This is a genomic window from Sulfitobacter sp. CW3, assembly GCF_019392245.1.
Taxonomy (GTDB): Bacteria; Pseudomonadota; Alphaproteobacteria; order Rhodobacterales; family Rhodobacteraceae; genus Sulfitobacter.
On the sequence record NZ_JAHXRL010000007.1, the window covers coordinates 1 to 22,917 of the forward strand.

The 22,917-nt window shown below is 57.4% G+C and carries 22 protein-coding genes; 11 read left to right on the forward strand and 11 right to left on the reverse strand.

Annotated features, from left to right (window positions below; translation table 11 throughout):
* On the forward strand, nucleotides 1-1,332 hold a 1,332-nt coding region (locus KZZ06_RS15135), incomplete at its 5' end, for a TonB-dependent receptor (RefSeq protein WP_219580967.1).
* Between the two features lie 168 nt (nucleotides 1,333-1,500).
* Here the strand turns inward: KZZ06_RS15135 and KZZ06_RS15140 are convergent.
* The 6 genes from KZZ06_RS15140 to KZZ06_RS15165 all read right to left on the reverse strand — a co-directional run bounded on the left by KZZ06_RS15140 (nucleotide 1,501) and on the right by KZZ06_RS15165 (nucleotide 7,256).
* On the reverse strand, nucleotides 1,501-2,808 hold the full coding sequence (locus KZZ06_RS15140) for a TRAP transporter large permease (RefSeq protein ID WP_219580968.1): 1,308 nt from the start codon (nucleotides 2,806-2,808) through the stop codon (nucleotides 1,501-1,503).
* Nucleotides 2,808-3,314 (reverse strand): TRAP transporter small permease, encoded by a 507-nt coding sequence (locus KZZ06_RS15145; RefSeq protein WP_219580969.1) that lies wholly within the window; start codon nucleotides 3,312-3,314, stop codon nucleotides 2,808-2,810. Before KZZ06_RS15145 ends, KZZ06_RS15140 begins: the two co-directional genes overlap by 1 nt.
* Nucleotides 3,315-3,374: 60 nt before the next feature.
* Nucleotides 3,375-4,373 carry a TRAP transporter substrate-binding protein DctP gene (dctP, locus tag KZZ06_RS15150; protein WP_219580970.1) on the reverse strand — a complete coding sequence of 333 codons (999 nt, stop codon included), beginning with the start codon at nucleotides 4,371-4,373 and terminating at the stop codon, nucleotides 3,375-3,377.
* An 86-nt stretch (nucleotides 4,374-4,459) separates the two neighbouring features.
* Nucleotides 4,460-5,050: a 3-isopropylmalate dehydratase small subunit gene (gene leuD / locus KZZ06_RS15155; protein ID WP_219580971.1), complete on the reverse strand. Its 591-nt coding sequence runs from the start codon at nucleotides 5,048-5,050 to the stop codon at nucleotides 4,460-4,462.
* Nucleotides 5,047-6,444, reverse strand: coding sequence for a 3-isopropylmalate dehydratase large subunit (leuC, locus tag KZZ06_RS15160; RefSeq protein WP_219580972.1), 1,398 nt, complete (start codon nucleotides 6,442-6,444; stop codon nucleotides 5,047-5,049). The genes leuD and leuC overlap by 4 nt, the downstream gene beginning before the upstream one ends.
* Nucleotides 6,441-7,256 carry a GntR family transcriptional regulator gene (locus tag KZZ06_RS15165; protein ID WP_219580973.1) on the reverse strand — a complete coding sequence of 272 codons (816 nt, stop codon included), beginning with the start codon at nucleotides 7,254-7,256 and terminating at the stop codon, nucleotides 6,441-6,443. Before KZZ06_RS15165 ends, leuC begins: the two co-directional genes overlap by 4 nt.
* A 140-nt stretch (nucleotides 7,257-7,396) precedes the next feature.
* Between KZZ06_RS15165 and KZZ06_RS15170 the strand changes: the two genes are divergently transcribed.
* Genes KZZ06_RS15170 through KZZ06_RS15195 form a run of 6 tightly spaced genes read left to right on the forward strand, consistent with a single transcriptional unit; the run spans nucleotide 7,397 to nucleotide 14,527 of the window.
* Complete coding sequence (locus KZZ06_RS15170) at nucleotides 7,397-7,963, forward strand: DUF4440 domain-containing protein (RefSeq protein ID WP_219580974.1); 567 nt, start codon at nucleotides 7,397-7,399, stop codon at nucleotides 7,961-7,963.
* Nucleotides 7,960-9,654, forward strand: coding sequence for a hydantoinase B/oxoprolinase family protein (locus KZZ06_RS15175; protein WP_219580975.1), 1,695 nt, complete (start codon nucleotides 7,960-7,962; stop codon nucleotides 9,652-9,654). The genes KZZ06_RS15170 and KZZ06_RS15175 overlap by 4 nt, the downstream gene beginning before the upstream one ends.
* Nucleotides 9,651-11,717: a hydantoinase/oxoprolinase family protein gene (locus tag KZZ06_RS15180; RefSeq protein ID WP_219580976.1), complete on the forward strand. Its 2,067-nt coding sequence runs from the start codon at nucleotides 9,651-9,653 to the stop codon at nucleotides 11,715-11,717. Before KZZ06_RS15175 ends, KZZ06_RS15180 begins: the two co-directional genes overlap by 4 nt.
* Nucleotides 11,714-12,316 (forward strand): cysteine hydrolase family protein, encoded by a 603-nt coding sequence (locus tag KZZ06_RS15185; RefSeq protein WP_219580977.1) that lies wholly within the window; start codon nucleotides 11,714-11,716, stop codon nucleotides 12,314-12,316. Before KZZ06_RS15180 ends, KZZ06_RS15185 begins: the two co-directional genes overlap by 4 nt.
* Complete coding sequence (locus KZZ06_RS15190; RefSeq protein WP_219580978.1) at nucleotides 12,313-13,173, forward strand: oxaloacetate decarboxylase; 861 nt, start codon at nucleotides 12,313-12,315, stop codon at nucleotides 13,171-13,173. Before KZZ06_RS15185 ends, KZZ06_RS15190 begins: the two co-directional genes overlap by 4 nt.
* Nucleotides 13,160-14,527 (forward strand): FAD-dependent oxidoreductase, encoded by a 1,368-nt coding sequence (locus KZZ06_RS15195; protein WP_219580979.1) that lies wholly within the window; start codon nucleotides 13,160-13,162, stop codon nucleotides 14,525-14,527. The genes KZZ06_RS15190 and KZZ06_RS15195 overlap by 14 nt, the downstream gene beginning before the upstream one ends.
* On the opposite strand, the gene KZZ06_RS22540 is transcribed toward KZZ06_RS15195, so the two are convergent.
* The 4 genes from KZZ06_RS22540 to KZZ06_RS15210 all read right to left on the reverse strand — a co-directional run bounded on the left by KZZ06_RS22540 (nucleotide 14,524) and on the right by KZZ06_RS15210 (nucleotide 18,159).
* Nucleotides 14,524-14,646, reverse strand: coding sequence for a hypothetical protein (locus KZZ06_RS22540; RefSeq protein WP_257884394.1), 123 nt, complete (start codon nucleotides 14,644-14,646; stop codon nucleotides 14,524-14,526). The two genes, KZZ06_RS15195 and KZZ06_RS22540, sit on opposite strands and share 4 nt — an antisense overlap.
* Before the next feature lie 84 nt (nucleotides 14,647-14,730).
* Complete coding sequence (locus KZZ06_RS15200; RefSeq protein WP_219580980.1) at nucleotides 14,731-15,417, reverse strand: IS6 family transposase; 687 nt, start codon at nucleotides 15,415-15,417, stop codon at nucleotides 14,731-14,733.
* A 370-nt stretch (nucleotides 15,418-15,787) separates the two neighbouring features.
* Nucleotides 15,788-16,852 carry a ParB N-terminal domain-containing protein gene (locus tag KZZ06_RS15205; protein ID WP_219580981.1) on the reverse strand — a complete coding sequence of 355 codons (1,065 nt, stop codon included), beginning with the start codon at nucleotides 16,850-16,852 and terminating at the stop codon, nucleotides 15,788-15,790.
* Nucleotides 16,849-18,159, reverse strand: coding sequence for an AAA family ATPase (locus tag KZZ06_RS15210; RefSeq protein WP_219580982.1), 1,311 nt, complete (start codon nucleotides 18,157-18,159; stop codon nucleotides 16,849-16,851). Before KZZ06_RS15210 ends, KZZ06_RS15205 begins: the two co-directional genes overlap by 4 nt.
* A 392-nt stretch (nucleotides 18,160-18,551) precedes the next feature.
* On the opposite strand from KZZ06_RS15210, the gene KZZ06_RS15215 reads away from it, so the two are divergent.
* Nucleotides 18,552-19,250: a DnaA N-terminal domain-containing protein gene (locus KZZ06_RS15215; RefSeq protein ID WP_308340026.1), complete on the forward strand. Its 699-nt coding sequence runs from the start codon at nucleotides 18,552-18,554 to the stop codon at nucleotides 19,248-19,250.
* 7 nt (nucleotides 19,251-19,257) lie between these two features.
* Here the strand turns inward: KZZ06_RS15215 and KZZ06_RS15220 are convergent, their stop codons facing one another.
* Nucleotides 19,258-19,677: a BLUF domain-containing protein gene (locus tag KZZ06_RS15220; RefSeq protein WP_219580983.1), complete on the reverse strand. Its 420-nt coding sequence runs from the start codon at nucleotides 19,675-19,677 to the stop codon at nucleotides 19,258-19,260.
* A gap of 241 nt (nucleotides 19,678-19,918) precedes the next feature.
* Here KZZ06_RS15220 and KZZ06_RS15225 point away from each other — a divergent pair, with 241 nt between their 5' ends.
* From KZZ06_RS15225 to KZZ06_RS15235, 3 genes are all read left to right on the forward strand, one after another.
* A complete protein-coding gene (locus KZZ06_RS15225) occupies nucleotides 19,919-20,809 on the forward strand; it encodes a DUF1403 family protein (RefSeq protein ID WP_257884395.1) in 891 nt (296 codons plus the stop codon).
* 1 nt (nucleotide 20,810) lies between these two features.
* Nucleotides 20,811-21,401: an SMC-Scp complex subunit ScpB gene (locus KZZ06_RS15230; RefSeq protein WP_219580984.1), complete on the forward strand. Its 591-nt coding sequence runs from the start codon at nucleotides 20,811-20,813 to the stop codon at nucleotides 21,399-21,401.
* A gap of 156 nt (nucleotides 21,402-21,557) precedes the next feature.
* The gene (locus tag KZZ06_RS15235; protein WP_219580985.1) at nucleotides 21,558-22,844 is read left to right on the forward strand and encodes an ATP-binding protein; all 1,287 of its coding nucleotides are present in this window, start codon (nucleotides 21,558-21,560) and stop codon (nucleotides 22,842-22,844) included.
* The last annotated feature ends 73 nt before the right edge of the window (nucleotides 22,845-22,917 follow it).

Sequence of the window (22,917 nt, forward strand, 5' to 3'; positions counted from 1 at the left end):
AACAGCGCCTTTACCCTGCCCTCCGGCTTGCTCAAGGCAAAATACACCTTTGGCGAAAACCGCGATCAATCGCTGACGTTCAGCTTGACCAACACCACATCCAGCGAACGCGATGTGCCTTACGACACGTTCGCCACGACAACGGATATGTTTGGCAATGTCGATCGCGACATCACATCACGCGCCGCCACGCTGACCTATAACTTTAACCCAGAAGGCAATAACCTCGTCGATCTGGATGTGCAGCTCAGCTATGCCGACCAGCAGATTGACCAGACCTATATTGCGGGCAGCTCATCGCTAGAAGGTACACCGCAGGAAGGGCAAGTGCTGGCACTGACAAACGCCGATCACCGGTACGAGACCACAAAACTGTCCTTCAAGAACACCAGCCTGTTTGACACCGGTAACGTAAGCCACGAATTGCGCACCGGGCTAGAGTTGATCCGCAAAAAGCGGCTTGATGCGAACTCGGCCACCGGTGGTGTGGATAACAGAATTGCCGTTTACGCCGTGGATGACATGCGCATTGGCAATGCTTGGACAATCACGCCAGCGCTGCGCTATGAAACCTCCGAAATCACGGGTTCCACAGCCCCCAATGACGGCGTCTATGACAATGACGCGCTAATGGGTGGCTTGTCCGTGCGCTATGCCTTTGACAACGGTTTCGCTGTGTTCGGTAGCGGGGCATACACTGAATCGCTTCCCATCCTTGATGACCTCAACAACGCGACCTTCATGGCCATGGCCGAGAAGTCCAAGACCTACGAACTGGGGGCATCCTATGATGGCGTAGATATGTTCCGCAGCGGCGACAGCTTTGCGATCAAGGCGAACCTATACAAGACCGAACTTTATGACGTGACTTCCTACACCACCGGTGTGGGACGCCCTGCGCCTAATCTGGCCAGCGTCGACACCGAAGGGCTCGAGCTTGAGGCATCCTATGCCATGGAAAGCGGTCTGTACCTTGATATGAACGCCAACATCACCGATGGCACACAAACGGCACCCGATGACACGGTATCAGACTGGAAGAACACAGCCGCGGATTCACTGCGCTTTACCGTGGGCAAAAAGTTCGGCGAAGAACTGGATGTAAGCTGGGAAGTGGTCGCCAACGCATCGACTGATGTAAGCGGCACCGAAACGCCCGGCTTTGGCATACACAACCTGCGCGCCACCTATATCCCTCAGCAAGGGGTGTTGAAGGATACGCAAATCCGCGTCGGTTTGGAAAACGTGTTTGATCGCGACTACACACCACATCTGTCGACCCGCTCTGCACCGGGCCGCAATCTCAAGCTGACGTTGTCGCGGACGTTCTAAGGACAAACGAGGATAAGACCGCGCTGCCTCGCGCGGTCTAACCTCTCTCGAATCTGCTGGGCTTGATTGGTGGCTTTAGCAGACGGCGGGGTGCCCATCCCCTCGGGTGGGTGCCCCGTTTTCACGTCAATCACCGCCAGACACCGCCCATCTACAACGGCGCGCCCTCTACATCCCGGGCAGCCAAAGCGCCAATTGCGGAAACAGGATCAATAACGCCACCAACAGCATCGAACAGCCCATATAGGGGAATGCCGACAGATAGATTTCGCGCATGGTCGTGTCTTTCGGTGCCACACCCTTCATCACGAACAGCAGCAATCCAAAAGGCGGCGTGGTAAAGCTGATCTCGAGCGCGAGCAGAATGATCAACCCGAACCAGATCGGATCAAACCCCAGGCTTGCGGCCAAAGGAAAGAAGATCGGCACGGTCAGCAGCATCATCGAAATCTGCTCCATGAACATACCCAGCAATAGCAGTACACCAAACATCACCAACAGCATCGCAACAGGTGCCAGATCAAACGACGTTGCCCAACGGATCAACCCCGACGACGCACCTGAAAAGGCCAGCAACTGGCTGAACGTCGCAGAGCCGAATACGATCAAATAGGCCATCAAAGTGACGCGCAATGCGCCGACGACGGATTTCTTCATCGCCTCCCACGTCAGACAGCGAAACAAAACGGCAAGGATCAACACGCCAAGCGCGCCAAATGCTGCTGCCTCGGACGGGGTGATCAGACCGCCGACCATGCCAATCACGATCAGCACCATGACCGACAGCATGGGCATCACATCCCCGAACAGCAGCCCCATCTTTTGGCCCCACGTCAGCGTTTCGACGTCATAGGCAGGTGCCGCCGAGGGGTCGATCTTGGTCTGGATGTAAATCGTCGCGATATAGAAGCTGGCCAAGATCAAACCGGGGATGATCCCCGCAATCAACAATGCACCCACGTCGATCCGCGCCAGTGTCGCCAGCAGCACCGCCAAAGCCGACGGCGGGATAATGATCGCCAGACCGCCCGTGCCAAGGATCGGCCCGATCGACATGTGTTTCTTGTAGCCGCGGGTTGTCATCTCGGGCACCATCAAGCTGCCCAGCAACGCCGTTGACCCCATCGATGATCCCGACAATGTCGAAAACGCCGTGCCGCCCAGAACGGTGACATAGGACAAACGGCCCGGCAGTTTCCCCAGCAACCGGTCGATTGCGTTGAACATCCGCGCCCCAAGGCCGGTGTGAAAGAATATCTCGCCCATCAGCAAAAACAGCGGGATCGGCACCAGCGCGTAATTCGTCAATCCGCCAAAGCCGTTGTTCAACAGCAGGGTAATGCCCTTGGCACCGCCCATGAAAAACCACGCACCGACGATGTTGGCCGCCAAAAAGGCCAATGCCACCGGCATGCCGATTGCCATCAAAACAAGGATCGAGCCCAGCAAAAGGGCCAGCGATTCAAACCATTCCATTATTCGTGTATCCCTGCTTCACCGGAATGCATCAGGTCATCGCCAAAAACAAAACGGGAAAATTCAATTGCCATCAGGCCAAAGCTGACCGGAAAGGCGATGGTAAGTATCCATTTCGGAAAATAATACGCGCGCACATCCAGATCGTTGCGGGTGATATTCCCAAGGAACAGTTCCGCCCCTTTCCACGCAAGGATCAACGACACCACCACACAAAGCGCGGCGACCAAGCGGCTGACGACCCTGCGAACCGCGGTGGGCAATGCCGCCGTGACCAGTTCGATATGCACATGCCCCTTTTCACGCACCAGCCAAGGCGCGCCCAGCATGGTCATGTAAAGGATCGCATACTCAGACGATGTGAACAGCCACGCAAAGGGCTGTAACCCGCTGTTGCGCATTACCACCGACATGATCACGGAAATCATCAGCCAAACCAGCATGACGCCCGCAATACCTGCCATGGCATACAGGAACCCCCGATATAACTTGCCGACCGTTTCCATACGCTGCCCCTTGTTCATAAAAATACGGCGCGCCGGAAATCCAGCGCGCCGTCTTGGGTTTTACTGTTTATAAAAAAGCTCAATCAGCTTGTCATAGTTACCATCACCCTGTGGACTGTCGGCCATCAGGCCTTTCATGCGGTCCCATGTGTTTTGCGTCGCAGCCGCCAGATAGGCATCGGCAGCTTCGCCTTCCAAGGTAACCACCTTCATCCCAGCCGCTTCCAGCTTGGCAAAGTCTTCGTCGCGTACGGCACCCAATTTCGCGGTGCTTTCGGCCTCATGCGCGATGGCGACATCTTGCACGATGGTACGCGCTTCCTCGGACAGGGAATTCCACTTTTCAAGGTTCACAATCGTGCCCAAGTCGGTCGAGAAAAAGCACGGCTCGATCCGGTAGTTCAGGAACTCGTTCCATTTCAGATCGATCAGTCCGATCTGCGTCCAACCGGTCGCATCCACCACACCACGCTCAAGCGCCGAATATACTTCGGTGGTGGGCAAATCGATGACCTGCGCGCCAAGATAGTCGGTGAAGAACGCATTATAAACCGCGTTACCGCGCAGTTTCAGACCCGACACGTCGAGGTTGCCACCGTCATCCAGCTTTGGCTCGTCGCGTGTCCAAAGGTTGTAGCACACACCGGAATCGAACCAGCCCAGATATTTAACGCCCATCTTTTCCTGATGGATCTGGTCGATCAGTTCGATACCGCCATTGGCGCGGGCCTCGGGGGCGGTCATGTTCGATGTGACCAGCGCGTCTTTTTCCGGCAATGCGCCAGCGTAAAAGCTGCCCGGTGTGTACACCATATCAACCACGCCATCGCGCACCGCGTCAGGCTGCTGGAACATGCCGATGGCTTCTGGCCCGCCGCGCACTTCGATCTGGACCACACCTTCGCCAGCCGCGTTCACCTTGTCGACGAACTCAAGAAACGACTTGGTATAGATCAGCGATTCAGGGAATGCGTGAACAGCCGTAATGGTTTCTTGGGCAAAAGCTGCCGATGTCAGCGCCGTGGTGGCAAGAATACCGCCAATAATTGTATGTTTCATAGTCTCGTTACTCCCAGTTGGCGGGGTTCCTTTGTGGACCCCTTTTGGTTTTTTTGTTTCCGGCCACTTCGCGGCACAAAAACGTCTTAAGGTGCGGGCAAAGCCCACGGGTGCGCGGCAAATCGTGCTGCGCGAAACTTGGTAATCTGGTCGCTATGCTGGGCCGTGAGATCGATATCATCCCAGCCGTTCACCAGCTTTTGCTGCCAGGCCGGATCCAGATCAAAGGACATCTTATGCCCGCCGATCACCGCCGTTCCGCTGATCAAATCAACTGTGGCAGGTGCATCGTCTTGGCCCATTTCACCAATCAGCATTTCGATTTCGTCTTCCGTCAGGCGCGCGGGCAGCAACCCGTTATTGACCGCGTTGCTGGCGAAAATATCGCCAAAACTTGGGGCAAAGACCGCTTTGATCCCGAAATCCACCAACGCATAAACAGCGGCCTCGCGGCTGGAGCCACTGCCAAAGTTACGGCGCGTGACCAGCACATCGGCGCGGTCGTGCCTGTTCAACACATGATCCGCCTGATCCTGCCGCGCGTCATGCAACAGAAACCGGCCATAGCCTTCGCTGCGCGGGGCCGACATGAACCGTGCCGCGATCAGCTGATCGGTATCAATATTAGCCTGCGGCAATGCCACGGCGCGGCCCGTTATTGTGGTCCAACCGCTCACGACCGTCCCTCCAACAGGGGGCGCACATCGGCGAGGTGACCAGAAACAGCCGCCGCTGCCACCATTGCGGGGCTCATCAGATGCGTGCGTGCGCCGCGCCCTTGGCGGCCTTTGAAATTCCGGTTCGTAGACGATGCACAACGTTTGCCCGCATCGACCCGATCCCCGTTCATCCCGACGCACATCGAACAACCCGAATCGGCCCATTCTAGTCCCGCATCGGTAAATATCTGCGCCAGCCCTTCGGCCTCGGCTTGTTTCTTGATCGCTGCCGATCCGGGCGACACCAAACCCGGGACCTTGGCCTTGCGCCCGGCCAGCACCTTGGCCGCCAAGCGTAAATCCTCGATCCGGCCATTGGTGCAGGACCCGATAAACACCTCATCCACCGCGACGTCCTGCAACCGCATCCCGGCACTCAGGCCCATATATTCCAGCGCCGCGCGGGCTTGGCCCTGCTTTGCCCCGCCAAGCTGATCGGGGTCGGGTACGTGGCCGGTAATGGGCAGCGCATCCTCGGGGGAAGTGCCCCAGGTCACAGTCGGCGCAACATCAGCCGCGTCAAAAGCCACCTCTTGATCAAAGATCGCTGCGGAGTCTGTTTTCAGCTTGGTCCAATCCTCAACCGCCTGATCCCACGCCGCCCCTTTGGGCGCAAAGTTACGACCTTTCAAATATTCAAAAGTCACCTGATCCGGCGCGACCAGCCCCAAACGGGCACCGCCTTCGATACTCAGGTTGCACAATGTCAGACGCCCCTCCATGCTCAGCGCCTCGACGGCGGATCCTGCATATTCAATCGCATGACCCCGCGCGCCATCGGCCCCCAATTGGGCGATCCAATGCAGCGCCATATCTTTGGCCGACACGCCAACGCCCAAGACCCCCTCAAAGGTAATGCGCATGGTTTTGGGGCGTTTTTGCCAGATGGTCTGCGTCGCAAGGATATGCGCCACCTCGGTTGCACCGACACCAAAGGCCAGCGCACCGAACGCACCATGGGTCGAGGTATGGCTATCACCGCAATTAATCAGCAAACCGGGCAAGGTTAGACCCTGTTCCGGCCCGATCACATGCACGATCCCTTGGCCCGGGTCCCGCAGATCGAACAGCCGAACACCATGCGCCTTTGCATTGCGGCCCAACGTGTCGATCATCCGCCGGATATCCGGTGCCACATCGCCCGCGCGCGTCGGCGCATAGTGGTCAACCACGCCGAACGTCAACTCGGGTGCCGCGACTTTCTTGCTGCGGCTGTCCAGTTTGGCAAAGGCGTGGTGCGATCCTTCGTGTACGAAATGCCGATCAACCCAAAGCAATGAAGTACCGTCTTCGCGCTGCATGATCTCATGCGCAGCCCAAAGTTTGGCCAACAAGGTTTGGGGCGTGGTCATTCTGCCGCCTCTTTACGGGCCGGCTTTATAACCGGCTCCCAATGGCGGGCCTTGCCGTCGCCAACCCGTGTCAAATCCATCTCAAGCTTGAACATATCGGGCCGGTAAAGCGCCGAAAGATACTCGACTCCGCGCCCCTCGGCATCTTTGACGACGCGATCCAGCGACAACAATGGCGCACCAATACTGACACCCAGTACCTCTGCCACATCCGGAGAGGCTAGCGTCGCACTGACCGTCTGATGCGCGGCGTCAACCTTGACGCCCGACCGTTCCAACAACCGAAACAGCGGTGTCGTCGCCAGTTCAGCCTCGGTATAGTTTTGCGCAATTTCCTCTGGTACCCATGTGGTCAGATGGGAAAACGGCTCCCCCTCGACCAGACGCAGGCGCACGGCGGCTTGCACGCGCGATTGCGCCGTTAATCCCAACGCCGTCGCCACCCCGCCCGGTGCAGCACCATAGCTGAACGACAACAAACGCGCTGTCGTGTTCTGGCCCATCTCGACCAGTTGCGGCATCAGCGCGTTAAAATCCGCGGCCATCGATGGAAACGCCTTTGGCGCACGCACCGTTGTGCCGGACCCCGCGCGCCGATCAATCAGGCCATCACCTTCCAAAGCGTCCAGCGCCCGGCGCACAGTGACACGCGACACATCCAGCGTCACCGCCAGCTTTTGCTCGCCGGGCAACACCGCGCCAGCGGCATAAATACCGCGCGTGATCTCTTCGTGAAGGTGCAGATAGACACGCCGCGCCTTGCCCCCCTCAGGAAGCCCCCTGCCCTTCAATGATGTGATTCCTTGCGCCATTGCGACCCCTTCAATTCACTCCAACCCTAGCGGCGGATTTTTCAAACGCAAGAAATCTATCTTATCAAACGCAAAATATTTGACCTATGCATATCAATTAATCTGTATTACAAAAAATACAGTTTGGCGAAGGAGACCCAATGCCCGTTATCGAACTTCATGTCATGCAAGGGTATAGCGACACCGATAAATCCCGCCTCTGCGAGGCCCTGACCCATGCCGTTCGAATCGTGGTCCCCGCCCCGCCCGAGGCGGTCACCGTAATGATTCACGAGCTAGACCCCGCCGGATATATGCGCGGCGGTCAGCATCGAACGCCCGCACCTGCACTGCCAGATCCAGTCACTGTCGTACGCGACTATCTGACCGCTATGGAAGCACGCAACATCGACAAAGCCGGTGCCATGCTAGGTGCAGGGTTCACCATGACTTTCCCCGGTACCGATCCCATGACCAAACTGGAACAGCTGATCGACTGGGCCGCGCCGCGCTATAAATTCGTCACCAAAACCTACGAAGGGTTTGACGCGCTGCAAACGCCGGGTGACGCTGCCGTGGTGTATTGCCGTGGCACATTGTCGGGCGAATGGCCCGATGGGACGCCCTTTGACAGCATCCGATTTATTGACCGCTTCGAATTAACCGATGGCCACCTCACAAGGCAGGACGTCTGGAACGACATTGCAGAGACAAAGGCAAACCCATGACCCAAGATATTGACCCGATCACCCTCGCGGTTCTGGCCGGACGGATGGAACAGATTGCAGACGAAATGGATGCAACCCTGTTTCGCGCGGCCTTTAACCCCATTATTGCCGAAGCACATGATGCTTCGCACGGCCTGTATCACGCAGTTTCCGGCGATACGTTGGTACAGGGCAAGTCAGGGCTGCCGATCTTTGTCGGGGTCATGTCCTTTGCCGTAAAGGCCGTGATCGACAAAGCCGCTGAAAACGGTGATCTGGAAGACGGCGATATCTATATCTTTAACGACGCCCATCTTGGCGGTACGCATCTCAGCGATATGCGCCTTGTTAGACCCTATTTTCACGACGGAAAGCTGTTTTGCTACCTCGCCTCTGTCGGCCATTGGCATGACGTGGGCGGCGCTGTGCCGGGCAACTATAACCCCGCCGCGACCGATGCATTTCAGGAGGCGTTTGTTCTGCCCCCTGTCCGTTTGGCCAAGGCGGGAACGATCCAAACCGACATCATCGATATCCTGATGCGCAACACCCGTCTGCCGCAGTCTGCGCAGGGCGACCTGAACGGCCAACTTGGCGCGCTTGATCTGGGTGTTAAACGGCTCAACGAACTGCTTTCCGAATATGGTGCCGACACCGTGCGCGCCGCGCTCGACGCGCTTGGCGACCGGGCCGAGGTTCTGATGCGATCAGAGCTGACGGACCTGCCCGATGGCCGTTGGGAGGCCGAGGATTTCCTCGATAACGACGGTATCACCGATACCCCCCTCAAGATCAAAGTCGCGCTCGAGATCAGCGGCGACACCATGACGCTGGATTTCGCAGGCACCGCCGATCGCTGCGCGGGGCCCGTGAATATCGCGCTGCCCACCGCCGTCGCGACCGCCTATGTCGCAATCAAACATATCTTTCCCAGCTTGCCGGCAAACGCCGGTGTGATGCGCCCGATTGATGTGAAGATCCCTGAGGGCTCGTTGCTCTCTGCCCCCTTCCCTGCCCCGGTTGGTGGTTATACAGAGACTATTTTGCGCATGATCGACGTGATTTTCGCTGCGGCATCAAACGCGGCACCCGACCGCGTGGTGGCCAACGCTTATGGCACGATCAACGCTCTTTCCATCTCGGGCAAGCGCGCGAACGGGCAACCTTGGGTGATGTTCAGCTTTTACGGCGGCGGCCATGGCGGATCGATTGAAACAGACGGCCTGAACCACGGCAACGCACCCATTTCCACCGCAACAATCCCCCCGATGGAGATCCTCGAGGCCGCATATCCTATCATGTTCAAACAATGGGCGCTGCGCCCCGACAGCGCGGGCGCAGGAACGCATCGCGGCGGCATGGGTGCCACCTACGAGATCGAAGTGCTTGAGGAATCCGCGACCGCCTTTCTGTTTGGCGAACGTGGCCGCTTTGCGCCCAAGGGGGCGGCGGGCGGCGGTGATGCGGCTATGAACGTGTTTGCCTATGAACAGGACGATGGCTGGCATAACCCGCCCATGGCCTCGAAAATGGTAGGAATCAAACTGCAACGCGGCCAATCCGTACGGCTCGATACTCCTGGCGGTGGTGGTTATGGCCCCGCTGCGGGCCGTGCCCCAGCCGATGTTGCGCGTGATGTCGCAGGCGGGTTGCTCACCGACACATACGCCACAGAAACCTACGGCCCCGCATGGAAAGAGATCTCGCTATGACCAGTACCAACCGCATGATCGGCGTCGATGTCGGCGGCACATTCACCGATATTTTCGTTCTGGACGAAGCGACCGGCATCGCCGAGGTCGCCAAAGTACCCACTTCGCGCCCCGATCAGTCTGGCGGGTTCCTCAGCGGGATCAGCCAGCGTGTTGATGATTTATCGACCGTTTCGGTCGTTGTTCACGGCACCACTGCAGGTACCAACGCCCTGCTCGAACGCAAAGGGGCTAAAATTGGGGTCATCACCACGATGGGCCTGCGCGACGTGCTGGAAATGCGCCGCCGTGACCGGCCTCGTACGTGGGGGCTGCGCGGTGATTTCACCCCCGTGGTGGACCGTGCCCTCCGCCTTGAGGTGCCAGAGCGTACTCTTGCTGATGGCACCATCAGGACGCCCGTTGATCTGGATGCCGTGCGTCAAGCTGCCCAGCAGTTGATCGACGACGGCTGCCTTGCCTGTGCGATCCTGTTTGCAAACAGCTATGCGAATGCCGAAAACGAGCGTCTCGCCGTCGAAGCCGTGCGCGAGATTTGGCCAAACGCGCATGTGTCCGCCTCCTCCGAGATTCTGCCAGAGATCCGCGAATTTGAACGGTTTTCCACCACGGCGCTAAATGCCTACCTCCAACCCGAGGTTTCAGGCTACTTGGCCCGGTTAGAGACTGCTTTAAAGGCCGGTGGCTTTGCCGGTGAATTCATGATCGTTCAGTCAAACGGTGGTGTCATGGATGTGGATACCGCAGCAAAACTTCCCGTACGCACCGCGCTATCTGGCCCTGCGGCGGGTGTGATCGCGGCGGGGTACATCGCACAAGCAGCCGGCTATCCCGATGTCATCACTGGCGACATGGGCGGCACGTCATTTGACGTCAGCCTGATCGCCAAAGGGCAGTCGATGCTGTCGCCGCAAACCTCAATCGACTTCGGTATGGTTGTCCGGTCACCGATGATCGAGATCACCACCATCGGTGCCGGTGGCGGCTCCATCGCATGGGTTGATAAGGGCGGTCTGCTGAACATTGGCCCCGAAAGCGCCGGATCAACCCCCGGTCCCGTCGCCTATGGCCAAGGCAATACGCGCCCAACCGTCACTGATGCCAACGTGGTTTTGGGCCGTATTGACCCCGACAACCCGATTGGCGGCAAGCTGGACCGTCTGGATGTCGAAGCAGCCAAGGCAGCTATTCTTGAACATGTCGGTAAACCCCTGAACCTTGATGCCCTTCAGGCCGCCGAGGCGATCCTGCGGGTTGCCAACAGCCGCATGGCCGGTGCGCTTCGATTAGTCTCTATTGAACGGGGTTTCGACCCTAAACGCTTTGCCTTTATGCCATTTGGCGGTGGCGGAGCGTTACATTCAGGTGCCATGATGAACGAGGTCGGGTTGGCCAGATCCATCGTGCCCCGCTATCCCGGCGTGACATCTGCGATGGGCTGCGTGATCGCGGATATGCGGCAGGATTTCGTGCAAACAATCAACGCGACGCTTTCGGGCATCGACTTGCCAAGCCTGACCGCCTTTATGCAAGCACATGTGGATAGCGGCCTTGCCACCCTCGATGCGTCCCGCACCCATTTTGAAGGGCGCGACACCGAGTTTACCCTTGATATGGCCTATCTCGGGCAGACGCATACTGTGTCGGTACCCCTGCCCGTCACGTTGACGAACGGAACGGTGACGCCGCCAACGGAACAAGACATCGCTGACGCGTTTGATTCCGCATACCGCGCGGCCTATGGCAGATTGCTTGAAAACGGCACAAGACGGGTCATCAATCTGCGTTCGGCTATAACAGGCCGGCGGCCCCGTTTTGATCTGGCCACCCTGGCCCCAAAAGGCGGCAGTGTTGATGCCGCGTTCAAAGGTGTGCGTCAGGTGCATTTTGGGGATAGCTGGTATGAAACAATGCTATACAATCGCTTGGAACTGCCCGTGGGGGCGGAAATCGCGGGTCCTGCCATTCTTGAACAGCCCGATACAACCGTGCTGATTGAACCCGGTCTGGTGGGCAAAGTTGACGCATACGGGAACACACTGATCGAAAGGGCCGCTGAATGACCCCCTCATCAACCGCTTTGTTGACCATTGACCTTCAAAACGACTTTTTGCACCCGGATGGTGCCTATGGCCGTGCGGGTCAGGGTGCCGATAGCATTCTTGCCCTGCCAGACCGCATCGCGCCCCTAAAACAGGCTCTAACCCACGCCGGAGGGACGTATATCTCGGCTCAGTTCACGCTGGTTCCCGGCAGGGATGACGCACCTTTGATCGCCGCACATCTGAAAAAGCTGCGTCCGTTTCTAACTAAGGGTGATTTCGCCCCGGGCAAGTTTGGCCATGCTTTGGTCGATACCCTCGCCCCCGCTGATTTTACCATCGAAAAGGTCGCCTATTCCGCCTTTTATCAAACCCGGCTTGAATACATCCTGCGGGCGATGAAGATTGATACGTTGATTATCGGCGGCATCGTCACAAATGGCGGCGTTGCCAGCACCGTGCGTGACGCCCATCTGCGCGATATTCATACGATCCTTTTATCCGACGGCTGCGCTGCATTTAACGAAGATGTACATGACGCAACGCTAAAATCGCTTGGTTCAGTGACTGAAATCATGACATGTGCCGGTGCCACCGAAATGATTGGAAATGCGACATGACCCTTCGCAAGCGGCTAACCGCCCCCGATATCCTGGTCGCTCCGGGTGTCTATGACGGGCTGACCGCAGCCCTCGCCACCGATGCGGGGTTCGAGGCGCTGTATCTGTCCGGCGCGGCCGTTGCCTATACCCGTTTGGGGCGGCCCGATATCGGGCTAAGCACCGCATCGGAAATGACCGATACGATGGCCCTGATTGCCGATCGAACAGATTTGCCGGTTATCATGGATGCAGACACCGGTTTCGGGAATGCCTTGAACGCCCGACGCACCATGCAAAGCTATGAGCGCGCCGGTGCATCTGCCCTGCAGGTCGAGGATCAAACATATCCCAAGAAATGCGGCCACCTTTCTGACAAGGCATTGATTAAAAAGGATGAAATGTGCGGAAAGATCGCAGCCATGGCAGATGCACGGCGACATGACACGCTGATCATCGCCCGCACTGACGCGATCGCCGTCGAAGGCTTTGATGCCGCGATTGACCGCGCGGGCAGCTATATTGATGCAGGTGCCGACGTGTTGTTTATCGAGGCCCCGCGCGACAGCTCAGAGCTGTCGAAGATCGCGGATACGTTCAAGGGGCGGGTGCCGCTGCTGGTCAATATGGTCGAAGGCGGCGCGACGCCCATATCGTCGGCAACGACCCTTCAAGAGATGGGTTTTGATATCGTTATCTTCCCCGGTGGCATTGTCCGCGCCTTGGCCAAAACAGCGCATGATTACTATGTCAGCCTGAGAAAAGCAGGCTCTAACAAGCCGTTTTCGGACAGAATGCATGATTTCGACAGCTTGAATGCGGCGATCGGCACACCCGAAATGCTGGCCATGGGAAAGAAATTCGATGGCAACACCTGACGTCGCAGCGCCACCGGACAGTTTTGAGCTAGAGGTTGAAACCCTTATCATCGGTGCGGGCGCATGCGGCTTGGTCGCAGCCCTCGCCGCGCACGAGGCCGGGCAAGACGTTCTGCTGATCGAGGCCGATGCAGTGCCGTCCGGGTCAACAGCGCTGAGCGCCGGCCTCATCCCGGCACCGGGGACCCGTTTTCAAAGCGACGCGCATATCCAAGACAATGCAGATCTTTTCGCGCAAGACATCCAAACCAAAGCGCATGGCGAAAATGATGCAGATCTAGTTCAGGTGATGGCCGATACCGCCGGGCCCGTGATTGAATGGCTTGCCGATACACACGCCCTGCCCTTTTCGCTGGTCACCGATTTTGATTACCCCGGTCACAGCCGCCGCCGTATGCATGGCCTGCCCTCACGCTCTGGCAGGGAATTGATTGATGCGTTGCGATCACGAGTCGAAGCACTGGATATCCCCCTGATCTGCGACAGACGCGCGACGCGGCTGTTTGCACAGGATGCACGGCTTGCCGGCGCGCAGCTAACGTTACCCGATGGCAGCACTGAAACGGTCGGCTGTGACCGTCTGATCCTTGCCTGTAACGGCTTTGGCGGCAATCGCGGGATGGTTTCGGAACATATGGCCGAGATCGACAATGCCGTTTGGTTTGGCCATGACGGCAACCGGGGCGAGGCAGTGCAGTGGGGTGACGCATTGGGGGCTAAAACGCGGCACCTAGGGGCCTATCAAGGTCACGGCAATGTTGCCCACCCGCATGGCATTTTGATCACCTGGGCCACCGTTACAGAGGGCGGCGTGCAGGTAAATGCCCACGGCAACCGTTTCTGGAACGAAGCCCAAGGGTATTCCGAGGCCGCACGGGCCGTATTGGCGCAGTCGGATGGCGTTGCGTGGGTCGTATTTGACGCGCGGATCGCCGACATTGCCCGCCAGTTCGAGGATTTCAAGAACGCCGAGAGCCAAGGTGCGGTGATCACCGGTGACACGTTCGAAACACTGGCAGCAAAGGCCGGACTGCCCGCAGATGCCGTGGTAAAAACGATGTCTGATATCCCCACGGATGGCCGTGACGCTTTTGGCCGCGTATGGGACACCCCTGCCCTCTCCCCGCCGTTCTGCGCGGTCAAGGTGACTGGCGCGCTGTTCCACACGCAGGGCGGCCTTGAGGTTGACCCTAGCACGGCAAAGGTGCGCAGGGCGGCGGGTGGTGCATTCGACAATCTATACGCCGCTGGTGGGGCCGCTTGCGGGGTCTCGGGCAAGGGCGACAGCGGCTATCTGTCTGGGAACGGCCTGCTGGCGGCCGTCACCTTGGGCTTCATCGCGGGGCGCGGTTAACCTTTTTCCAGCGTCTCGCGAATATCCTGCATGATCGCTTCGATCATGTCGGTCGACGTGCCTTTGCCGCTGATGCGGATAAGAAACCCCTTGTCGTCCAGCTCGCGCTTGAGAGTCACGCCCGTCGCTGTAACAAGCGTGTCTTTGCCCGGTTCTGTCGCAAATTTTTTTGACGATTGAAGGCGGCCGTTGTGCGGACGCAATTATGCTGCGAGCGCCCCAAACTGCTGGAATGCGGTGAGCCCGATGGCGTCGAGTTGCCCCTTTCGGATCATGTGTGCAGTCTCGATCCCAGCCAATGTTGCGTCGGCCGAGTGCAAGGCCTTGAAGCCAAGCATAGGGCGCGTGATCCGCTTTATGAAACGGTGATCCTGTTCCATGATGTTGTTAAGGTATTTGACTTGGAGGATCTTGATGGTGTTCCCTGAGTTCGTGAACTTCAGGATGACGTTGACACATTGCAGGCCTGCCAGGTTAGCGCCGCTCTTGTCGATGACGACCCGATCCGGCACACCATTGGTGCCAATTGCCCGCTTGAAATACCGCCGCGCTGCAGCCTTGTCGCGACGTTCAGAGAGCATGAAATCAAGGGTTTTTCCTGTCTTGTCGACGGCTCTGTAATAGTAGGTCCATTTTCCTTTAACCTTAATGTACGTTTCATCCATGCGCCAAGATACGGCAGTCGGCCGCTTTCGCGCTTGGGCAGTCGCGGCGATCAACGGCGCATACTTTACTACCCAACGGTGCAGGGTAGCATGGTCCACCTCGCCCCCGCGCTCGACCATGATTTCCTCCAGATCACGATAGGAAACAGCAGATCGCACATAGAAAAACACAGCGTATAGGATGACAGGTTTGGGATAGTGGCTGCCTTTGAACTTAATCGTCACGGTCTGATACCCGCCCGCCAATTCAAAAAGCGGCGTCTATCACAGCTTGGCGAGCAGGCCCATATTCCAAAAAGTTTGCGACAGAACCATCTAAAGAGTGTCGCCTAGTTTTTGGGCGCTCGGATGGCGGCAAGTCTCAACACTCGAAGAACTCCACCAAATACGGCATTTAATATTATAATTCAATTAGTTAGAGGAAATTCACGGCGATCTGCCCGCGGGTACGTCACCGCAATAGCGCTAACGGCGATATAGGCTCTAATTGGCAGGTTAGAGCCTATATCTGAGCTGGGCTGAAGTCGGCGCGGCACCCCACCCCGGTTACCCATGGGTAACCATCAAGGCGGGTTACCCATGGGTAACCGTCTGGTTACCGAATACGCGGCCCGCCCTTTAATGCTTCCTCAAAGGCGCGGACCGCTTCTTCAAGCTGCTTCTTGGGCATCGTCGCAAAGTCGACTTCGCTGACCAGCCGGACTTCTCCTTGGCGCGCGGTCACCTTGGTTTCGCCAACAAAAAACTCGAACTTCTGCTTTGGCTCTGACCGGGGTTGTGCCTTGCCGCCCGCCTTGTGCGACCCGTCAATGAATTCCTTCAGCGCCTCGTTTTGCGCCTCAGCAGACCCGCACCCTGCCAGACGTTCGCGCAGACTTTCCGCTTGATCTGGAGACTGTAAGGCACGTGCAGCATCGACGCCCAAATTGCGTGAAACGGCCTTGGGCCACTTCAGGCTGTCGCCAAGCGCGCTAAGCAAAAACACAAAGCTTTTGATGTAGGATCGTTTGGTTTTATGCAGCGCGCTATACAGCTGGCTGACCAGCTCCGCCGGATCCACCTCGGCCACGTTTTCATCTTTCGATGCGGTGATCGCGACCTGTGCCATCTCGGCAAAGGACAGGTCTTCGCGCACAACGTTTTCTTCAACCATGTCCACATAGCGCGAGATGCGATCATCGTTCCCGGATTCAATACGCGCGGTGATTGTGCTGAAACGATCATCTCTGGTCTCAGCGAAAAGCTGTGAAAGCGCAGTAAATCGGCGCCAGCCTTTTTTCAGCTGATAACGGCCGTTCGGCCCGACATAGACCTCAACCGGTTCACGCTGGCCACGTTCGCGAATCGAGGATTTCAGCTCTTCCATCTCGTCGGACTGGGCGACCTCCTCGAGGGCAAGCCTGTCGCGCGGCAGGTCATCGGTGAATATTTCGGCAAGGGGAATCTGGTACAGAACCCGCCCTTCCTCTTGGGCCTGACGGAATGTTTTTGCGTCATCGGCATTGCGGCGCCGCTGTTCAATCTTGGCCTCTGTCGCCTCTTGCAGGTTTTCGGCCACGTCACGCACAGCAGCCCCCATGGGACCTGGTTCGCGCGTCCGGCGCTTGACCGGGGCGGTTGGCTCAACAGGTGCAAATCCGAATTTGTTTTTACCACTCATTCTGCGGCCTCCTTACGCTTACCGTTCGCTTTCCAAGCTTCCAGGACAGTACCCAGAAATTCGTCATAAGCCCGATCAAAGCTTTGCCGCGCGCGCTTCCACGTTTCGCGGGTCATCTGGCGATAGTCCTGTTCATAGACCGACATCTGGAACCGCCCCGATTGTTCGACCGCGCGGGTCATTTCAATCGGGTGCGCACAGACATCCGCACCAAAGACGTTTTTGAACGCATCCATCATCGCGCTGTGCAGGGGGTTGTTGGTTTCAAATCGGGTCATCAACAAACGGATGTCCGAGAACTGTTTAGGAAGTGTGATACCAGCGTCCGCGGCAATGGCGGAAAACCCGTCAGAGATATCGGCCAACGCATCGCCCAACTGACCCAGATAGCTGGTCGTGCTGTCATATTCCCAATAGCCGGGGCCGGAGGGAATATAGAGAATGTCAGCCGCGAATGCCGCGTTCAACGATTGGTAGCCGATGGCGGGCGGGCAGTCGAAAATGATGATGTCATATTGGTCGTCCGGAAGTTCATCCAAGTAGCGTGCGACGCAGCCAAAAAAGCTCCAGGCTTTGTGGAGGGACCGGTACTGTGCGCTGGCAAATTCAACAAAGGCCGCGTTGGAGCAGGACGGGATAATGTCGATGGTTGGCCAGCAGGTTTTCTGGATGAAGTCCTGAAACCGTTGGGCACCGATAGATTGCACATCTTCGGGCAATTCGTCGGCAGAAGGGTAGGGGCAGTCGTCGGGGTCGTCATAGCCTTCCATGATGCGGTTGGCCTCGCGGCACAGATCGCGGCACATGATGCCCCAAACGGTGTTGCCTTCATTCACTTCGGTCAGACCCATGGAGTGCGTCAGGGTCGCCTGCGGGTCAAAGTCGACACACAACACGCGGTAGCCGTCTAGTGCTGCGGCATGGGCCAGATGTTGCGCCACAACGGTTTTGCCGACGCCCCCCTTGAAGTTGGATACCGCGACGCGCATCGCACGGCCACGGGGGCGATCGGGCAACAACTTGCGGCCCCTGAATTTGGCACGGCGGCGCAGCTCGTTGATTTCCTCAAGGCTGAACCAACGTTGGCGGCCGTCTTCTTCGGTCAGGCCTTGGGGCAGGGTAGGGTCCTCGGCCAGTTTCTTGCGCAGGGTGTCGGCGGGAACGTCGAACATGAACTGGCTAATTTCCCAAATCGAGAAGGGGCGCAATGTCTTGATCTCTCCGGGAGAGAAGGTCGCGCGGCGCACGGCAGCCTGTTGTTCCAAGCTGCGCTCGTTCATGTTAAGAAGATCGTTGTGGTCTCTCATTTTTTCTACTCGCGTTTTTAAGCCTCGTATTCCAGATAACGCGATTTGGGCAATTTGGCAAAACCTAATTTTGGAAATCACCGGGACTGCAAATAAGGGGATGTCGCATCAGCAGCTTATATTACAAAGGTCTGGGGGGATATGGTGACAGATATGGGCTGTCCACGTTGCTTTTGGTGACAGCGGAGCGCCGATAAGGTGACAACTAGATGTCCCCCTTAACCTATTAACCTTAATCTATTTAGATTAATTGGTAAGAGAACCTTAAATCCTGTATTTTCCAGTGGGTTGACAGAAGACGGGATTTAGCGCTTTCTAAATACAGAAATGGAATCGCCCGACAGAGGCGGCTATTGAGGCAAATATAGGTTTGGAAACGGGCGGGCAAAAGCGTGATAAACCCACAACGGCTTACGGGCCCTGAAGCGAGTGTTATCAAATACGATCTGTTGACGGCGCTAAGCGTCGCGGGATTGAACGGGACACCGACCTTGCAAATGTCATTGATGCGTTTGATCGCAGCAGTCACGGCAAGGTATAATTGGCGGATGGATGAACTGACGGTGGGCCAGCGCGATCTGGCGCGCATGTGGTCCGTCAACGAACGCACCGTCAAGCGCGAGATCAAGCGGCTGACCGATACAGAAATTCTGATTTGCAAACGACGTGGGGTGCGGGGCAGGGTGGCCGCTTATCGGTTGAACTATTCCCAGATTGCCAAGCTGTCAGAGCAATGCTGGCCGCTGGTTGGCCCCGACTTCGACGAACGCATGCGGGGCCGCTATCGCGAGGAAGCGCCGGTGAAGGTGGTGCAGTTGAGCGATTATTCCAAGCCAGCCGAGGATGAGTTGCCGCAGACCGGCCCCGGCACGTGGCAGCGCGCTATGTCGCGGCTTGCCCAGGATAATGCCGATCAGTTCAAGGCGTGGTTTTCACAACTGCAGTTTATTGACTTTACGGCGGGGGTTCTGACCCTGCAGACCCCAAGCAAGTTTGCACAGCGCTATATTGAGACCCATCTGACGCGGCCCTTGCTTGCTGCTGTCGAGGCAGAGTTGGGGCCGGTGACCCGGCTAGCGTTCGAAAGCTAGAGACGGGTTAGCGCAGCTCTCTGAAGTCGGAAAGGACGGTTTGGATGGCACAGGCAATATAAGGGTCACCGCCGATCTCTTGGCCCGGGTTCTTTTTGAGTTTCCGGATACTTAGGCTAGATCGGCGCGTGTCCTCGCACATATCGCTGTCGCTTTCATAGGCCATTTTCCAATCTTTAAAGGCGCGCTTGTCGACATCGCCTTCTGACATCAGGAATAACTTACGATGACGTTGGTCCTTTTTGATCCGGTTATAGCATGCCTCGACCTTGTCGCGGTCACCCTCCAGAATCTGGAAACACAGACGGTCATGATACACCAAAAGGCCGGTGATACCGTCGCGGGCATTATTCGCCTTTGACGCTGTCAAAAGATCTTTGATTTGCCGCGCATCCAGAGGGGTTGCTGTCGTGCTGAAGTAGATCATTTGATAAACCACTGTCTTTGATGTCCTTTTTGAAGGGGTAAAATGGGTGTGCGAATACGTGCGGATAAAATTTGAACTCAACGGCTAACGCCGCAGAAACCGAACGGGTTCCAAAAATAATATTTTCGTGAGCGGTTTATTTTGCGGGGTGCAAATTGGTGGGCAAAAAATGCCCCTTAGGGTGGGGCGGATAGCGCATAATTATATGGCGAAAAGCGCCGCCATGAAATAGGGTCGGGATATGAAACCCGCGCGCACCATTCTTGATCCTGCAATTGACAGTATACCTCGGATGCCGGCTTGGGTCACGTTGCAATCTGCACAAAGCACTGAAGATGTGGCGTTTTTGTCGGGCGCGGGGTTAAGCCATTTGCATTCTGTGTTGGCGTCTGCGGCGGTTCCCCGAGGGTTGTTGCACGCGCGTTTGGCGTTGCGTGCGGCCGAGGCAGGCATGGCGATATTCGGGCGGCCCGAACGTGCGGCAGACCTGCGCGACGCTGTGCATCTGCTAAGGTCAGGTGACCAACCCGGCCCTGCCGGAGAGGTTTATCAAATGTGGGATAAGGCTGCGGGGCAACCCGTGTCAGTCAGTGGATTGGGGGACGCGCTGCCAATGCACGAACCGGCGCAAATTGGTGCTTGGCTGGATGCGGGGCAGGGTGGGCCGGTCGTGCGGGCCGCATCGGTGATCGAGACGGTTTTGACACAAGCGCCACGTGCGGAAACCGCGGCGCTTATTTTGGCGGATGCGGCGTTGTCACAGGTATTGGGGTGGCGCGATTTGGTGCCGCTTTTGGGGTTTGGTTTAAAGCCCGGCGACCTGCGCAAAACCGGTGATGACCTGCGCGTGGCCTGCCACAAGGCGATTGTGTCGTCCTCGGGCGTAGCTGTGAAACTTGCGTCCGATTTGACCCGCCGCGCAGGGCGGCTGAATGCGGTAGCACCCAAGCTGCGGGCCAAGGGATCTGATGCTGCGGTCGAGATGTTTCTGACCCGTGATGCGGTTGCCCCTGCCCGGTTGACGTCACTTAGGTCTGATCGTGCCGCGCGGCGTTTATGTGACCGGCTGGTTGAGCTGGGCGTTGTGCGCGAATTGACCGGGCGTGATACGTTCCGGCTGTATGGGGTGTAGCATGGCCAAGGATCGATCCGCCCCTGATCTGGACCGCGAATTATCAGACGTGCCGCCCGAGCAGCGCTGGCGAGAATGGATGCGGCGGATCGAGGCGGTTTTATTTGCCACCGCATCGCCTGTCCCGCCCGAGGAATTGGCGCGGGTTGTGGGGGCGGGTGCCGCGATTGATTCGCTGATCGAAGACCTTGCTGCCGATCTTGAGGGGCGATCGTTCGAGGTGGCAAAGGTTGGCGGTGGCTGGATGCTGCGTACGCGGGCCGTCTATGCGCCAGTGATAAAGGCCGCGGCAGATGTGGGCGATCAACTGTTAGGCCTGAGCGAGTTTGACATCGCCGTGTTAGCCGCCGTTGCCTACCATCAGCCCATCACCCGCGACGGTCTCAAGGATATCTTTGGCAAAGAGATCAGTCGCGATTTGATCGGGCGGTTATATGCGGCCGATTTGATTGCCACCGGGCCTCGTAGTCCCCGCCGTGGTGCGCCCTATACCTTTGTAACGACAGAGCGGTTTTTGGTGGCATTCGGGCTGGAAACGCTGCGCGACTTGCCGGACCGCGAGCAGTTGGCGGATGCCGGATTGACGGAATAGCCTATTGTCATTTGCATCTAATATGCAAATGATGGAAGGTCTAATGATCAAGTGGTGGTGCTTCTAATAGACAAATGGTGGATGCTCTAGTACACAAATAAAAACAGGCTTGGCAGCTGGTGTTGCCAGCGATCGGAGTGTGGAGAGGGCAGGGCAATGACGCAGACAGAGGCATATTTGCCGCGGCACCTTGTGACCGAGCTGGAAGAGGCGGTCGCGTCCGCGCGTGTTGTGAACCTGATTGGCCCCAGGCAGGTTGGCAAGACGACCCTCGTTAGGGATTTGTTCGGGCATGGCCGTTTTATCACGTTGGATGATGCCGCGGTTTTGGCGGCGATTGAGGCGGATCCGGAAGGGCAGCTTGCCAGCTTGATGCAAGATTTGGGCCCCGCACCGCTGATTATTGACGAGGCGCAGCGGTCCAAGAAGCTGGCGCTGGCGATCAAGAGGGTCGTTGATGCGGATCGCCGTAAGGGGCAATTTGTTCTGACCGGATCGTCCAACGTTTTCACGACCACCGATGTGGCGGATTCGCTGGCGGGCAGGATGCGCACGCTGAAACTTTGGCCCTTGTCTGTGGCCGAGATTAAAAGCGCACCGGTCAGTCGTTTGGTGGATTGGGCGATGCAAAAGAAGCCGCAGCTTGGCCAGATATCTGACCCCGAACCCCTAGCGCGGGGGGATTATATCGACCTTGTTCTGGCGGGTGGTTTTCCGGAAACCAGAACGCTGCCGCTGCGGTCGCGCCAGCGCGGGTATCGCGATTACATCGATGCTGTGGTTGAACGGGATGTGGCTGACATTACGCCAGTCCGGAAACCGGATGCTTTGCGGATTCTGATTGATCAAATGGCCGCGCGATCAGCACAAGAGATCAACACCTCTGAGCTGGCAAAGCTGACCAAGCTGCAGCGGGTGACCGTCGATCAGTACCTTGATATTCTGATGCGTCTTTCGATGCTGACAAAGCTGGGGGCCTGGACATCGGGCGAAGGTAAGCGCGAGATCAAGCAGCCCAAATACCATTTTGTGGATTCAGGGATCGCCTGCGCCTTGCGCCGCTTTACGGACGCGACTTTTGACATCGACAATACGCCGCAGGCTTTGGGCGGGCTGTTGGAAAGTTTTGTCGTGGGAGAGTTACAACGTGCCTTGCCGCTGCAAGACGTGGATTACCGGATGTATCATTGGCGCAGTGCCGATCAGCGCGAGATTGATATCTTGATCGATGGGGGCAATCATCTGGTTAACGTCGAGGTGAAATCATCCGCCACTGTCAGCGCGGATGATTTCAAGCATCTGAAATGGTTTGCAAGCGACGGGCCGGGCCGGACCAAAACCTGCACCGGGTTGGTGTTCTATCTGGGTCGCGAAAAGCTGTCTTTCGGGAATGGGAATTATGCCCTGCCGGTCAGCGCCCTTTGGAGCGGGATCACGCTTTGACCGGTTAACGCTGGCCGGTTTTTGAAGGCGGCGGCGTCACTATTGTCTCTATTTTTAGGTTTCACAGCTTGTT

Excerpts from the sequence above, each read along its gene's own strand:
- KZZ06_RS15140 (WP_219580968.1), bottom strand. The coding sequence starts at position 2,808 with ATGGAATGGTTTGAATCGCTGGCCCTTTTGCTGGGCTCGATCCTTGTT.
- KZZ06_RS15145 (WP_219580969.1), bottom strand. The coding sequence starts at position 3,314 with ATGGAAACGGTCGGCAAGTTATATCGGGGGTTCCTGTATGCCATGGCA.
- dctP (WP_219580970.1), bottom strand. The coding sequence starts at position 4,373 with ATGAAACATACAATTATTGGCGGTATTCTTGCCACCACGGCGCTGACA.
- leuC (WP_219580972.1), bottom strand. The coding sequence starts at position 6,444 with ATGACCACGCCCCAAACCTTGTTGGCCAAACTTTGGGCTGCGCATGAG.
- KZZ06_RS15165 (WP_219580973.1), bottom strand. The coding sequence starts at position 7,256 with ATGGCGCAAGGAATCACATCATTGAAGGGCAGGGGGCTTCCTGAGGGG.
- KZZ06_RS15170 (WP_219580974.1), top strand. The coding sequence starts at position 7,397 with ATGCCCGTTATCGAACTTCATGTCATGCAAGGGTATAGCGACACCGAT.
- KZZ06_RS15175 (WP_219580975.1), top strand. The coding sequence starts at position 7,960 with ATGACCCAAGATATTGACCCGATCACCCTCGCGGTTCTGGCCGGACGG.
- KZZ06_RS15180 (WP_219580976.1), top strand. The coding sequence starts at position 9,651 with ATGACCAGTACCAACCGCATGATCGGCGTCGATGTCGGCGGCACATTC.
- KZZ06_RS15185 (WP_219580977.1), top strand. The coding sequence starts at position 11,714 with ATGACCCCCTCATCAACCGCTTTGTTGACCATTGACCTTCAAAACGAC.
- KZZ06_RS15190 (WP_219580978.1), top strand. The coding sequence starts at position 12,313 with ATGACCCTTCGCAAGCGGCTAACCGCCCCCGATATCCTGGTCGCTCCG.
- KZZ06_RS15195 (WP_219580979.1), top strand. The coding sequence starts at position 13,160 with ATGGCAACACCTGACGTCGCAGCGCCACCGGACAGTTTTGAGCTAGAG.
- KZZ06_RS15205 (WP_219580981.1), bottom strand. The coding sequence starts at position 16,852 with ATGAGTGGTAAAAACAAATTCGGATTTGCACCTGTTGAGCCAACCGCC.
- KZZ06_RS15210 (WP_219580982.1), bottom strand. The coding sequence starts at position 18,159 with ATGAGAGACCACAACGATCTTCTTAACATGAACGAGCGCAGCTTGGAA.
- KZZ06_RS15220 (WP_219580983.1), bottom strand. The coding sequence starts at position 19,677 with ATGATCTACTTCAGCACGACAGCAACCCCTCTGGATGCGCGGCAAATC.
- KZZ06_RS15225 (WP_257884395.1), top strand. The coding sequence starts at position 19,919 with ATGAAACCCGCGCGCACCATTCTTGATCCTGCAATTGACAGTATACCT.
- KZZ06_RS15230 (WP_219580984.1), top strand. The coding sequence starts at position 20,811 with ATGGCCAAGGATCGATCCGCCCCTGATCTGGACCGCGAATTATCAGAC.
- KZZ06_RS15235 (WP_219580985.1), top strand. The coding sequence starts at position 21,558 with ATGACGCAGACAGAGGCATATTTGCCGCGGCACCTTGTGACCGAGCTG.